This is a genomic window from Saccharothrix sabaoui, assembly GCF_051756985.1.
In the GTDB taxonomy this organism is placed as follows: Bacteria; Actinomycetota; Actinomycetes; order Mycobacteriales; family Pseudonocardiaceae; genus Actinosynnema.
In genome coordinates this window covers 1-12,377 of record NZ_JBPKJK010000081.1, presented here as the reverse complement: position 1 = coordinate 12,377, position 12,377 = coordinate 1, and the positions used below count along the sequence as shown (strand labels likewise).

Annotated in this window: 11 protein-coding genes; 10 read left to right on the top strand and 1 reads right to left on the bottom strand. The window is 75.4% G+C overall.

Annotated features, from left to right (window positions below):
- Nucleotides 1-4: 4 nt before the first annotated feature.
- The 6 genes from ACR807_RS24065 to ACR807_RS24040 all read left to right on the top strand — a co-directional run bounded on the left by ACR807_RS24065 (nucleotide 5) and on the right by ACR807_RS24040 (nucleotide 5,641).
- Nucleotides 5-1,459 carry an MFS transporter gene (locus ACR807_RS24065; RefSeq protein WP_438923660.1) on the top strand — a complete coding sequence of 485 codons (1,455 nt, stop codon included), beginning with the start codon at nucleotides 5-7 and terminating at the stop codon, nucleotides 1,457-1,459.
- An 18-nt stretch (nucleotides 1,460-1,477) separates the two neighbouring features.
- Nucleotides 1,478-2,563 (top strand): M20 family metallopeptidase, encoded by a 1,086-nt coding sequence (locus tag ACR807_RS24060; RefSeq protein ID WP_438923659.1) that lies wholly within the window; start codon nucleotides 1,478-1,480, stop codon nucleotides 2,561-2,563.
- A gap of 73 nt (nucleotides 2,564-2,636) precedes the next feature.
- Nucleotides 2,637-2,990, top strand: a complete 354-nt coding sequence (locus ACR807_RS24055) for a metalloregulator ArsR/SmtB family transcription factor (RefSeq protein ID WP_438923658.1) — start codon at nucleotides 2,637-2,639, stop codon at nucleotides 2,988-2,990.
- Nucleotides 2,987-3,490: an SRPBCC family protein gene (locus tag ACR807_RS24050; RefSeq protein WP_438923657.1), complete on the top strand. Its 504-nt coding sequence runs from the start codon at nucleotides 2,987-2,989 to the stop codon at nucleotides 3,488-3,490. Before ACR807_RS24055 ends, ACR807_RS24050 begins: the two co-directional genes overlap by 4 nt.
- Before the next feature lie 100 nt (nucleotides 3,491-3,590).
- On the top strand, nucleotides 3,591-5,048 hold the full coding sequence (locus ACR807_RS24045; RefSeq protein WP_438923656.1) for an ANTAR domain-containing protein: 1,458 nt from the start codon (nucleotides 3,591-3,593) through the stop codon (nucleotides 5,046-5,048).
- Between the two features lie 185 nt (nucleotides 5,049-5,233).
- Complete coding sequence (locus ACR807_RS24040; RefSeq protein WP_438923655.1) at nucleotides 5,234-5,641, top strand: anti-sigma factor antagonist; 408 nt, start codon at nucleotides 5,234-5,236, stop codon at nucleotides 5,639-5,641.
- A 146-nt stretch (nucleotides 5,642-5,787) separates the two neighbouring features.
- Here the strand turns inward: ACR807_RS24040 and ACR807_RS24035 are convergent, their stop codons facing one another.
- Nucleotides 5,788-6,576, bottom strand: coding sequence for a hypothetical protein (locus ACR807_RS24035; RefSeq protein WP_438923654.1), 789 nt, complete (start codon nucleotides 6,574-6,576; stop codon nucleotides 5,788-5,790).
- Between the two features lie 310 nt (nucleotides 6,577-6,886).
- Here ACR807_RS24035 and ACR807_RS24030 point away from each other — a divergent pair, with 310 nt between their 5' ends.
- From ACR807_RS24030 to ACR807_RS24015, 4 genes are read left to right on the top strand one after another with little or no spacing between them, the layout of a single operon-like run.
- Nucleotides 6,887-8,563, top strand: a complete 1,677-nt coding sequence (locus ACR807_RS24030; protein ID WP_438923653.1) for a PP2C family protein-serine/threonine phosphatase — start codon at nucleotides 6,887-6,889, stop codon at nucleotides 8,561-8,563.
- Complete coding sequence (locus ACR807_RS24025) at nucleotides 8,560-9,609, top strand: cobalamin B12-binding domain-containing protein (protein WP_438923652.1); 1,050 nt, start codon at nucleotides 8,560-8,562, stop codon at nucleotides 9,607-9,609. Before ACR807_RS24030 ends, ACR807_RS24025 begins: the two co-directional genes overlap by 4 nt.
- Before the next feature lie 38 nt (nucleotides 9,610-9,647).
- A complete protein-coding gene (locus tag ACR807_RS24020; RefSeq protein WP_438923651.1) occupies nucleotides 9,648-10,022 on the top strand; it encodes an STAS domain-containing protein in 375 nt (124 codons plus the stop codon).
- 50 nt (nucleotides 10,023-10,072) lie between these two features.
- Nucleotides 10,073-12,343 (top strand): catalase, encoded by a 2,271-nt coding sequence (locus ACR807_RS24015; RefSeq protein WP_438923650.1) that lies wholly within the window; start codon nucleotides 10,073-10,075, stop codon nucleotides 12,341-12,343.
- Nucleotides 12,344-12,377: the final 34 nt, after the last annotated feature.

Here is a 12,377-nt window from a genome sequence, read left to right as displayed (position 1 = left end):
GGTGATGAGCAGCGAGTACGAGCCCGATCCGCGCAGGTGGAAGGCGCTCACGGTCACCCTGGTCGCCGGGTTCATGAGCCTGCTCGACGTGAGCATCGTGTCCGTCGCGCTGCCGTCGATCCAGCACGGCCTGGGCACGTCGCCCGCCGGCGTGCAGTGGGTCGTGTCGGGCTACGCCCTCGCGTTCGGCCTCGCCCTGGTGCCCGCCGGGCGGCTGGGGGACGCGATCGGCCGGCGCACCATGTTCCTCTGCGCGCTCACCGGGTTCGTCCTGTTCAGCGCCATCGCGGGGCTCGCGCCGACGACGGAGGTGCTGATCGTCGCCCGCCTGCTCCAGGGCATCTCGGCGGGCGCGCTGGCGCCGCAGAACTCGGCGCTCATCCAGCAGCTGTTCCGGGGCGCGGAACGCGGTCGGGCGTTCGGCTTCTTCGGCTCCACGGTCGGCTTCTCCACCGCGGTCGGACCGGTGGTCGGCGGCGTGATCCTCGCCGTGGCGGGGGAGGACGAGGGCTGGCGCTGGATCTTCTACGTCAACGTGCCCATCGGGGTGGTCGCCCTGGTGCTCGCCGCCCGCCTGCTGCCGCGCGGCGGCAAGGCCCCGCGCGGGCACCTCGACCTGGTCGGCGCCGCGCTGCTCGGCACGGGCGTGCTGGCCGTGATGCTGCCGCTGGTGCTGGCCGAGGCGGGCGGGCTGGTGGAGCTGTGGTGGCTGTTCGTGCTCGGCGCCGTCCTGCTCGTGCTGTTCGTGCGCTGGGAGCGGAAGGTCGCCGCGCGCGACCGCAGCCCCCTGCTGGACGTGCGCATGTTCACCTCCACCCCCGGGTACGGCACGGGCGCGCTGCTCGGCCTGGTCTACTTCGTCGGGTTCAGCGGCATCTGGCTGGTGTTCGCGCTGTACTTCCAGACCGGCCTCGACTACACGCCGCTGGAGTCCGGGCTGGCGGTGACGCCGTTCGCGGTCGGCTCGGCCGCGTCCGCGGTGGTCGGCGGCCGGCTGGTGGCGACCTGGGGGCGCAAGCTCACCGTGACCGGGTTGAGCCTGGTCGTCGCCGGGCTCGCGGTGACGGCGCTCGTGCTGTGGCTCGCGCCCGCCCACCTCGCGGGCTGGGCCGTCGCGCCCGCGCTGCTCGTGGCGGGCATCGGCGGCGGGTGGGTGATCTCGCCGAACACGACGTTGACGCTGCGGCACGTGCCGGTGGCGATGGCGGGCGCGGCGGGCGGCGCGCTCCAGACCGGGCAGCGCATCGGGTCCGCGGTGGGCACGGCGGCGCTGACCGGCGCTTTCTACGCGGTGCTCAGCGCGTCGGGTCGGGACTTCGGGGTGGCGGCGCTCGTCGCGGTCGGGGCGGCGGCCGTCGCGGTGGCGCTGGCCCTGGTGGTCGGCGTCGTCGAGCTGCGCGCCCGCCCGCGCTGCCCGTCCGCCACGAGCGCGGCCCACGCGGTGTCGGACGTGGGCTGACCTTGGCACGATGGGCGCATGGACCTGCCGCACCGCGCCGTGGACCTGCTCGGCATCCGCTCGACCACCGACCGGCCCGAGGACCTGCGCCGCGCGCTCGACCTCGTGCTCGACGTGGTGGGCCCCGGCTTCACCGTCGAGCGCTTCGAGTCGGGGGGCGTGCCGAGCGCCCTGGTCCGCACCGCCGGTGAACGGCCCCGCTTCCGGGTCCTCTTCAACGCCCACCTCGACGTGGTGCCCGGGGACGACGCCCAGTTCACGCCCCGCCGCGAGGGCGACCGGCTCGTCGCCCGCGGCGCGCAGGACATGAAGCTGTCGGCGCTCGTGCTGGCCGAGGTCTTCCGCGACCGCGCGCCGCACCTGCCGTACCCGCTCGGCCTCCAGCTCGTCACCGACGAGGAGGTCGGCGGCCGGGACGGCACCCTGCACCAGCTGGAGCAGGGGGTGACGGCGGACTTCGCGGTGATCGGCGAGCACAGCGCCCTGCGCGTGGTGACCGAGTCCCGGGGCCTGGCCGCCGTCCGCCTGTCCGCCACCGGCCGCGCCGCGCACGGCGCCTACCCGTGGCTCGGCGACAACGCCCTGCTCAAGGTCGTGGGAGCGGTGCAGGCCGTGCTGGCGAAGTACCCCGTGGCCGAGCGGGAGGAGTGGCGCACCACGGTCAACGTCGCCCGCCTGACCACCGGCGACCAGGCGCTCAACCAGGTCCCGGCCCACGCCACCGCGTGGCTCGACGTCCGCTTCCCGGCCGAGGACGCCGACTTCACCGGCCGCACGCCCGAGCAGGTCGCCGAGCACCTGACCGCCCTGTGCCCGCCCGGCGTGACCGCGCACGTCGACGCCCTGGAGCCGCCGCACCACGTCGACCCCGCCTCGCCGGACGTGCGCGCCCTCCAGGAGGCGGCCCGCGCCCAGGGCTTCTCCGGCGACCTGCTGCGCAAGCACGGCGCGGCCGACTCCCGGTTCTTCTACCGCCACGGCGTCGACGCGGTGATCTTCGGCGTGGGCGGCGACGGGCAGCACGGCCCGGACGAGCACGCCGACCTGACCACGGTCGGCCCGTACCGGCGGGCGCTGACCGCGTTCCTGGACGCCATCGCGTGACCACCCGAGCAGCCCGCGCGTGATCACCCGGGGCCCTTGCCCAAAGCGTAACTAACTGGTTACGCTTCAGGGCGTGGACGAGGTGGCGGCGGCCGTGGCCGACCCGGTGCGGCGCGCCATCCTGGAGATGCTCCGCGACGACGCGCGGCTGTCGGCCGGGCAGATCGCCGAGCGGTTCGACATCAGCCGCCCGGCCGTCAGCAGGCACCTGCGGGTGCTGCGCGAGAGCGGCCTGGTGCGCGACGAACTCGTCGGCAGGCAGCGGTTCTACGCGCTCGACGCCTCGCGCCTCGCCCCCCTGACCCGGTGGCTCGCGGGCTTCACCCGGCCCACCGGCTGGGCGCACCACCTCGACGCCCTGGAGACCGAGGTCCACCGGACCCGGCGGGAACGCAGCACCCACCACCCGAAGGAGAACACGGCATGACCCGTCCCCGCCCCCTGGCCACCGGCCGCCTGGTCCGCACCGGCGGAGGCAGCGACCTGGTCGTCACCCGCACGTTCCGCGCTTTAGCGGACGACGTGTGGGCCAGCATCACCGAACCCGAGCGCACCGCGAGGTGGTTCGGCCCCTGGGAGGGGGAGGGCGCCCCGGGCCGCACCGTCCGGGTGCGGATGGTGCACGAGGAGGAGCAGCCCTGGATGGAGGTGCGCATCGACGTGTGCGACCCGCCCCGCAGGCTCGCCGTGTCCACCCTCGACGAGGCGGGCACCTGGCGGCTGGAGATCCTGTTGTCCGAAGTGGACGGCGTCACGGAGCTGAGCCTCGTGCACCACCTCGACACCGAGGAGGGCATCGGCGAGGTCGGACCGGGCTGGGAGTACTACCTGGACATGCTCGTCGCCTCCCGCGACGGCGCCCCGCTGCCGGTGTTCGACGACTACTACCCGTCGATGAAGCCGCACTTCGAAGGACTCGTCGGCTGACCGCGATGCTCTGGACCATACGGGTGAAACTGCCACTCGGGAACGGCAACCCGACGCCGGCGACAGGACGCGCCGCACCCCCGCCGGCAGCATTGAGCGGGTGGCGGCGGCAGACCGGAGGACGACGGGCCGGACCGAGGCGGCGGGCTACGTGACCGGTGCGGAGGTCCGGGTGGACGTCGCGGTGCTCACCCCCGCCGAGGTGGCCGCCGGTGAGGCCCAGGTCGTCACCCTGTCGGGTGAACTGGACGCGGCGGCGAGCACGGCCGTCGCGGCCCGGCTGGCGGAGCTGGTCGAGGAGGGCCACGGGGACCTGGTCGTCGACCTCACCGGGGTGCGCCTGCTGTCCGGGGCCGGGGTGACGGCCCTCTTCGGCGTCGCCGACGCCCTCGCGGGCACCGGCAGGCGGCTGAGGATCGTGGCGGGCAGCCCGGCGGTCACCCGCGTGCTGCGCTACAAGCGGGTGCCGGACGTGGTCGACGTGCACGGCACGGTCGACGGCGCGCTGGGCGCCCAGGGCGACGCGGTGGGCAGGCACGAGGACGCGACCGTGCTCAGGCTCGCCCGGGAGGTCCGCGAGCTGCGCGCCAAGCTCGCGGGCCGCCCCGTCATCGCCCGCGCGATGGGCATGCTCCAGGAGCGCTACCTGCTGCCCGACTCGGACAGCGCCTTCGCCCTGCTGCGCGGGGTCTCCCAACGGGCCAACGTGCGGATGCGCGACCTGGCGGAAACCCTGGTCGACCTGCCCCGCCCGTGCGGGGTCGAGCCGTGGCCCCCCGCCGCCCCCGCGCCCGCGCTCGGTTTCAGCGCCGCCCGCGCCCAGGGGGCCGTGCTGAGCGACCTGCTGGACGCGGTGGTGCAGGGCACCTGGGCGGTCGGCGGCGAGGTGCGGCTGGCCGAATCCGGCGGGCTGCGGGTAGCCGTCCACCTCGACCCGACCGACATGGCTCACGCCGACACCATTCGCGTCAACGCAGCTCGCGCCGACACGGCTCGGCCCGGTATCGCCCGGTCCGGTACCGCCCGGCCCGACACCGGTTCCGGTGACACCCGCCGGGACGTCACCGGCCTCGGTGACGCCGACCCGGGTGACGCCGACCCGGGTGAGGCCGACCCGGGTGAGGCCGACCTCGGTGACGCGGTCCTCGGCGGTCGGGGGCACGGCCACGTCGTCACCCTGCCCACCAGGGGCGACGGGGCCGGTGCGGTCACCGCGTGGGCGGCCCGCCGGAGGCGGACCAGGGTCGTGGTCGCCGACGTGACCGGCGACCCGCTGTTCGCCGGCTCGCCGACGACCGACGAACTGGTCGCCCTGGGCGCGCGCGCCCTCGTGAGCACACCGCTGCTGTCCACCGAGGGCGAGTGCCTCGCGGTCGTGACCACCTTCCACGAGTCGCGCGACCGGCTGCCGACCGCCGAGGAGCTGGCGGACGCGGACGGGATGGTCGAGGGGGCGGCGCGGTGGCTGGAGTGGTCGCGTCGGGAGCGCGTGCGCCGAGCCCTGGAGCACCTGCACGCCGCGGCGAGGACCGCGACGGTCCCGCCGGCTGCTTTTTAACCGGCGGGACCACCAGCCTCGGCACCGGTGACGCACGCCGAGCCTGGCCCCATGCAATCGCCTCAGGGGGTGAACGGCAAGCGTCCGCCCCATGAGCTGCGTAATCGCCTTCGGGGGCGTACGGTCTGGCCCCACGCAGGCGGTGAGACCGCAGCCACTGCTTCTTCGCCCCCGAGGAGGCCGCCATGATCGTCGAGCGGTTCGACGACCAGATCCGCGTGGAGCGGGAGGTGCACGGCTATGCCGTGGTCCTGCGCGTCACCGGCGAGGTCGACGCCTCGACCACCCCCGAGATCAGGCGCGAGGTGCGGATCGCCCTCGCACTGGTCACCCCTCCCGCACCGGTCGTGATCGACCTGCTCGGCGTCGCCTTCCTCGCGGCGGCCGGGCTCAACGAGCTGTACTGGGACCTGTCCGCCGCCAGGGCGGCGGGCGTCGCCCTGCACGTGGTCGCCCGGCAGCGGCACGTCCTGCGGCCGTTCGAGATCTCGGGCCTGGACGCGCAGCTGCGCCCTTACCCGACCGTGGACGAGGCGCTGCGCGCCGGGCGCCCGGCCCGTTTCGCCGTCGCGGAGCTGAGCCGCCTGCACTGACCGCCCGACCACGTCGGACAACCCCCGACCGCTGAGCCCTCCCCGACCACTGAACCCTGTCCGACCACTGAGTCCCGCCCGACCGGCGAGGGCTGGCGGTGCGGCCAGGAGCCGGACGGCCTCACCGCGGCTCGCGCGCCGCCCGCCTACCCCAGCGTGCTGACCAGGGCCAGGGCACCCAGCACCGGCACGGTGGCCAGTGCTGTCAGCAGTGCGCGGCGTGGTGGGCGGGGGCCCGTCCGGAACAGCCGGACGCCGCCGGGCACCAGTGCCACGCACAGGCCGACCACAGCCACCACGGAGGTGACCTCGGTGCCCTTCAGCACGCCCAGCGGCAGGAGGCAGGTCGTGCCCAGGGCCAGTGCGCGCACCGCGCCGAACCTGCCGCCGCCGAGTGCGCCGGCGCGGTGCGCGGCGAACGCCAGCACCGGCCAGCCCAGCAGGACGGTGAACGACAGGAAGCTGAACAGGTGCAGGTCGCCGTACGACTGGGCGACCAGGTCCGTGGCGAACCCGGCCCCGTGCCGCCGGACCAGGCCGTGCGCCGCCTGGTCGACGCCGGCGTGGAAGACCCGCTCGACCAGGCCCACCAGCACCAGCCCGGCGCCCCACGAGGCCAGGACCGGTCTCAGTCGGCCCGCGTCGCGGGCGACCACGAGCACGGCCGGTAACAGCAGCACGGTGCCCGCCAGCGCCGCCGCGTGCGCGGCGGCCATCACCCCGGGCTGCTCGGCCACGGCGATGAGCTGCCGCGGGAAGAAGAAGTGGAACGGCCACCGCAGCAGCGTCGCGGTCAACAGCAGCAGCGGGCCCAGCACCATCGCGGTCGCGCCGGTCCAGCGGCCCGGGAAGGAGTAGGGGGTCGGGAGGGTGGCGGTGGGGAGGGGGGCGATGGGGAGGGGGGAAAGGGACTGGGCGGGGGAGTGGGTCGTCATGGGACCACCGTGCCCGAGGGAGCCGTCGGCCGGATCGGACCGTGGTCCGGACCTGGTGGTCGGACCACGGTCTGATGCTGCGGGGGAACCGGTGCCTACGCCGGCGACGTGATCGAGTGCAGGGGGCGGGAGCGGCGCTGGTCGCCCACGCCGCGCGGGTTCCGGCCGGCCGACGGGGCCTCATCGCGCCCTGAGCGTCCGCCCCGGGCGCACCTGAACGGCCCCTTGGCCGTGCTCGACCCCGCTGCTAGAACCGAGGCGGGGAGTGGCCCGCGGGCCACTCCGCGTCGGACGACGACCGAGTGCGGGGGTGAGCGCCGTGGACGGGGAGGGCGGTTCGCGCCCGCCGGCCGCGTCCTCGGACGGCCTGGGCACTTCGAGCGGCCCGGACACCTCGAGCGGCCCGGACACCTCGGACAGCGCGGACACCTCGGACGGCCCGCTCCCGTGCGGGCAGGTCCCGCTGCTCGACGCGCTCGACCTGGCGGTCGCGGTGTGCGACGAGCACGGTCGGGTGCGCCGGGTCAGCGCCCGCGCGGCCGAGGTCGTGCCGGGGCTCGTGGTGGGCGAACCGCCCACCGGTCCGGCGGAGTTCATCGCCGCCCTGGGCACCGACGACGACTCCTTCGAGTCGGTGGTCGACCGGTCCGTCGTCGTGGGCACGCGCGGCGACCTGCCCGGGGGCTGGACCGCGTGGCTGTTCGAGGACGTGACCGGCGACCGCGACCGCGACCGGGTCCTGCGCGCCGAACGGGCCCGCACCCGCTTCCTGGCGCGCGCCGGCCGCCGGCTCGGCCTGTCGCTCAACCCGCTGCGCACGGCCCGCACCGCCGCCGGGCTGGCCGTCGAGCTGACCGACGCCGCCGCCACCGTGGTGCTGCCCGACGGCCGGTACGCGCACGTCGGGCGGGACGGGGTGGCGAGCGAGGGGGAGTGGCGGCGCGACGACCTGCCGACCGAGTTGCTGGAGACCCTGGACGGCGCCGCGATCGGCCCGGAGCGCCACCCGGCCGACCTGTTCGCCGCAGACTGGGCCCCGGCGCCACCCGGCACCGCCGAGGTGGTCACCGCACCGCTGCCCGGCTCGCGGCTCCCCGGCCCGGCGCTGGTGCTGTGGGTGGGCCGGGACGCCGACCCCGGCGTCGACGACCCCGAGCAGGAGGTGTTCGCCGAGTTCGCCGCCCGCGCCGGCCTCGCGCTGGCCGCCGCCGACGTGCACGCCGCGCAGGTGCGCACCTCCGCCGTGCTGCGCGACAGCCTGCTGCCGATCGGCCTGCCCACCGTGCCCGGCGTCGAGCTGGGCGCGCACCACCGGCCCGCGTCCGGCGCCGACGTGCTGGGCGGCGACTTCTACGAGGTGCTGCCGGTGGCGGACGGCGCGGTGTTCGTGCTGGGCGACGTCGTCGGCAGCGGCGTGGAGGCGGCCGTCACCAGCGGCCGGGTGCGGCAGGCGCTGGACGTGCTCAGCCGCGTGCCGGTCGGGCCGCGGCGGGCGCTGGAGGTCCTGAACAGCGCCCTGCTCGACGGCGCGGCCGACGGGCGCGCGCAGGCGGCGACGGTCGTGCTCGGCCGGGTCGTGGCGGGCCCCCTCGGGCTGCGCCTCCAGCTGACCGGCGGCGGGCACCTGCCGCCGGTGGTGCTGCGCGGCACCGGCGAGGTCGAGTTCGTCGAGGTCGGCGGGACGCCCGTCGGCGCGGTGGAGCGGCCGGTGTTCACCACGACCTCGGTGGACCTCGACCCCGGCGAGTCGTGCGTGCTGCTCACCGACGGCATCACCCGGGCGCGCGGGGGCGTGGACGGCCGGGCGGAGTTCGGCGCCCGCCGGCTCGCGGTGTTCCTGGCGGACTGCCAGGCGCTGCCCGCGTCCGCCGTCGCCGAACGGGCGGTGCTCGGCGCCGAGGCGTGGCTCGGCGGTCGCGACCACGACGACATGGCCGTGCTGGTGGTCCGCGCGCCGAGGGCGTCGCCGTCCGGGTGGCCGGCGTGAGCGGCGTCCGGGCCGCGGACCGCGAGGAGCTGCTGGCCGCCGCGGGGGCCGCCGACGAGCGCTCCGCCATCGCTGTGGCGACGCGCCTGCTCGGCGCGGGCGCGACGTCGGACGACGTGCTGCTCGACCTGGTCGCCCCCGTCCAGGTCGAGGTCGGCGCGCGGTGGCAGGCCAACCTGTGGAACGTGGCGCGGGAGCACGCGGCCACCGCGGTCGTCGAGCGCGTCATCGCGGCCGTCGCGTCGCACGTCCGCCCGCCGCCCGCGCGGGGCCACGTCGTGGTGGCCTGCCTGAGCGACGAGTGGCACGCCGTGCCGCCGCGCATCGTCGCCGAGGTGCTGCGCGGGCGCGGCTGGCGGGTGACGTTCCTCGGCGCGAGCGTGCCCGGCCCGCACCTCGTGGCCCACCTGCACGAGCACGGGCCGGACGCGGTGGCGCTGAGCTGCACGCTGTCGCGCGCCCTGCCGCAGGCCGACCGGGTGGTCGCCGCGTGCCGCGGCACGGGCACGCCCGTCCTGGTCGGCGGGGCCGGGTTCGGCGCGGACGGCCGGTGGGCGCGGGCGCTCGGCATACCCACGTGGGCCCCGGACGCCGCGTCCGCCGCGGAGCTGCTCGACGGGGACGGGTGGCGCGGCACCGGCGAGCCCGGCCCGCCGCGGGCGCCCGCCCCCGAGTACGCGGCGCTGCGCTCCCGGCGCGGCGAGCTGGTCGCGGCGTCGATGGTGGCCCTGCACGACCGGTTCCCGCCGCTGCGCGGGTACGACGAGCGGCAGCTCGACGCCACCGCCGAGGACCTCGGCCACGTCGTGGACTTCCTCGCCGCGGCGGTCTACGTGGACGACCGGGAGCTGTTCGGCCGGTTCCTGGCCTGGACCTGCGACGTGCTGCACGCGCGCGGCGTGCCGCCGTCGTCGACCGGGATCGCGATGGACGAGATGGCGCGCGTGCTCGTCGACCACCCGCGCGCCCGGCACCACCTCGACCACGGTCGGCGGGTCGTCGCCGGGTTCCGCCCCACCCGTCGTGCCGAGCCCGGTCCGGTGTGATCTGCTGGACCGGAGCGCACTCGACCAGGACGGGCGGAATGGCACCAGGCGGCGCGGAACTCAGCACCACCACGGTCCGGGGCGACGACGGCGTCGTCGTCCTCGTCGCACGGGGCGAGGTGGACATCGCCACGGTCACCGCGCTGCGCCGCCCCCTGATGGAGCTGGTCGGGTGCGCCGCCGAGGGCGGCACGGTGGTCGCCGACCTGGCCGGGGTCGAGTTCTTCTCCTCGCCCGGCATCGAGGCCCTCCTCACCGCCCACCAACGCCTCCGGGACGCCGGCGCCACGTTGCGCGTGGTCACCGCGCCCCTCGTCCGGCGGACCCTCGTCACGGTGGGCCTGCACCGGGAGTTGTCGTTGCACGACACCCTCGACGACGCCCTCGCGGCTGCCGGCGACCGGGACGTGTAGTCCGCTCGCGTTCGGGTAGTCGCGGGGGGACTGCCGACGAGGAGGAGTACGTGGACCCCATCAAGCCCGCCAAAGTCGTCAAGGACGCCCTGGAGAAGGCGGTGGAGAAAGTCGCCGACCTGGTGACCCCGCCGGTGCCGGGAGCGCCGGGCAGCACACCGCCCGCGCTGGAGGAGCCCACGGAGCCGAAGCCCGCGCCGCCGCGCAAGGCGGACCAGGCGTCGCCGCAGACCCGGACGGCGACCGGCGCCCGGACCGGCGCCGACGCCGAGGTGCGGGAGCAGCAGGGCGAGTACCTGACGACCTCGCAGGGCGCGCGCTTGCACGACACCGACCACTCGCTCAAGGCGGGCCGGCGCGGGCCGACGCTGTTGCAGGACCACCACCTGCGGGAGAAGATCACCCACTTCGACCACGAGCGCATCCCCGAGCGGGTCGTGCACGCGCGCGGCGCCGGGGCGCACGGCGTGTTCGTGGGCTACGGCAACGCCACGAACGTGTGCAAGGCCGCGTTCCTCGGCGAGGGCGTCACCACGCCGGTGTTCGTCCGCTTCTCCACCGTGCTCGGCTCGCGAGGCTCGGCCGACACCGTGCGCGACACCCGCGGCTTCGCGACGAAGTTCTACACGTCCGAGGGCACGTTCGACCTGGTGGGCAACAACATCCCGGTGTTCTTCGTCCAGGACGGCATCAAGTTCCCGGACATCGTCCACGCCGCCAAGCCGCACCCGGACCGGGAGATCCCCCAGGCGCAGAGCGCGCACGACACGTTCTGGGACTTCGTGTCCCTGCACACCGAGGCCACCCACCACGTCATGTGGAACATGTCCGACCGCGGCATCCCGCGCTCGTACCGCATGATGGAGGGCTTCGGCGTCCACACGTTCCGGTTGGTCAACGCCGAGGGCGGGACGGCGCTGGTGAAGTTCCACTGGAAGCCGAAGCTCGGCGTGCACTCCCTGACGTGGGAGGAAGCGCAGATGATCAACGGCGTGGACCCGGACTTCCACCGGCGCGACCTGTACGACGCCATCGAGTCGGGCGCGTTCCCGCAGTGGGAGCTGGGCATCCAGGTCTTCCCGGACACCCCGGAGCAGACCTTCGAGGGCATCGACCTGCTCGACTCCACGAAGATCGTGCCCGAGGAGCTGGCCCCGGTGCAGCCGATCGGCATGCTCACCCTCAACCGCAACCCCACGAACTTCTTCGCGGAGACCGAGCAGGTCGCGTTCCACCTCGGCAACCTGGTGCCCGGCATCGACGTCACCGACGACCCGCTGTTCCAGACCCGGCTGTTCTCCTACCTGGACACCCAGATCACCCGGCTGGGCGGCCCGAACTTCAACCAGATCCCGATCAACCGGCCGCACGCGCCCGTCAACGACATGTTCCGCGACGGGTTCCACCAGCACGCCGTGCACCGCGGCGTCGCGCCGTACAAGCCGAACACCCTCGACGGCGGCTGCCCGTTCTTCGCGGGCGCGGACACCGGGGCGTTCACCGAGGTGGCGCAGCCGGTGGTGGAGGCGGTCAAGGAGCGCCGCACGCACGTGACGGTCGACGACCACTTCAGCCAGGCGCGCCTGTTCTACCTGAGCATGACGCCGGTGGAGCGCGAGCACATCGTGCGGGCGTTCACGTTCGAGCTCGGCAAGTGCTACGAGCAGGCGGTCAAGGAGCGCGAGCTGCGCGTGCTCGCCAACATCGACCCGGAGCTGTGCGCGCAGGTGGCAGCCGGGCTGGGCCTGCCGGCCCCGGAGCCGAGCGAGCCGCTCGCCGACGTGACGCCGAGCCCGGCGCTGTCCCAGCTCGGCCAGGAGTGGCCGCCGGACGGCCGCATGATCGGCATCGTCGTGGACGCGGACGCCCCGGAGACGCTCGGAGACCTGCACGCGCTGCGCAGCGCCATCTCCGCGGCCGGCATGGTGCCGCTGCTGATCGCGGCGCGCGGCGGCGTCCTGGAGGACGGCCTGACCGCCCAGCGCACGTTCCTCACCGCGCGCTCGGTGGAGTTCGACGCGCTGCTGGTGTCCGCCGCGCCCGCCCCGGCGCCGGACGCCCTGCCGCAGCGCGACGCGAAGGCGGGTGCCCCGGCCCTCACCGTCGACCCGCGCGTGGTCCTGATGCTCCAGGAGGTCTACCGCCACGCGAAGGCGGTCGTCGCCTGGGGCACCGGGCCGACCGCGCTGGCCGAGGCGGGCCTGGTGCCGGGTGAGCCGGGCGTGGTCGTCACCGAGACGGCGGTGGAAGCACTGGAGCAGCTCCAGGGCCTCCTGCCGGCGCACCGCGTGTGGGAGAGGTTCCCCGCCTCCGCGGTCTGACCCGAGGTGCCCTGGTCCGAGGTGCCCTGACCCG

What these genes read in the sequence shown, in the direction of transcription:
- ACR807_RS24065 (WP_438923660.1), top strand. Translation starts at nt 5, where the DNA reads ATGAGCAGCGAGTACGAGCCCGATCCGCGCAGGTGGAAGGCGCTCACG.
- ACR807_RS24060 (WP_438923659.1), top strand. Translation starts at nt 1,478, where the DNA reads ATGGACCTGCCGCACCGCGCCGTGGACCTGCTCGGCATCCGCTCGACC.
- ACR807_RS24050 (WP_438923657.1), top strand. Translation starts at nt 2,987, where the DNA reads ATGACCCGTCCCCGCCCCCTGGCCACCGGCCGCCTGGTCCGCACCGGC.
- ACR807_RS24040 (WP_438923655.1), top strand. Translation starts at nt 5,234, where the DNA reads ATGATCGTCGAGCGGTTCGACGACCAGATCCGCGTGGAGCGGGAGGTG.
- ACR807_RS24035 (WP_438923654.1), bottom strand. Translation starts at nt 6,576, where the DNA reads ATGACGACCCACTCCCCCGCCCAGTCCCTTTCCCCCCTCCCCATCGCC.
- ACR807_RS24020 (WP_438923651.1), top strand. Translation starts at nt 9,648, where the DNA reads ATGGCACCAGGCGGCGCGGAACTCAGCACCACCACGGTCCGGGGCGAC.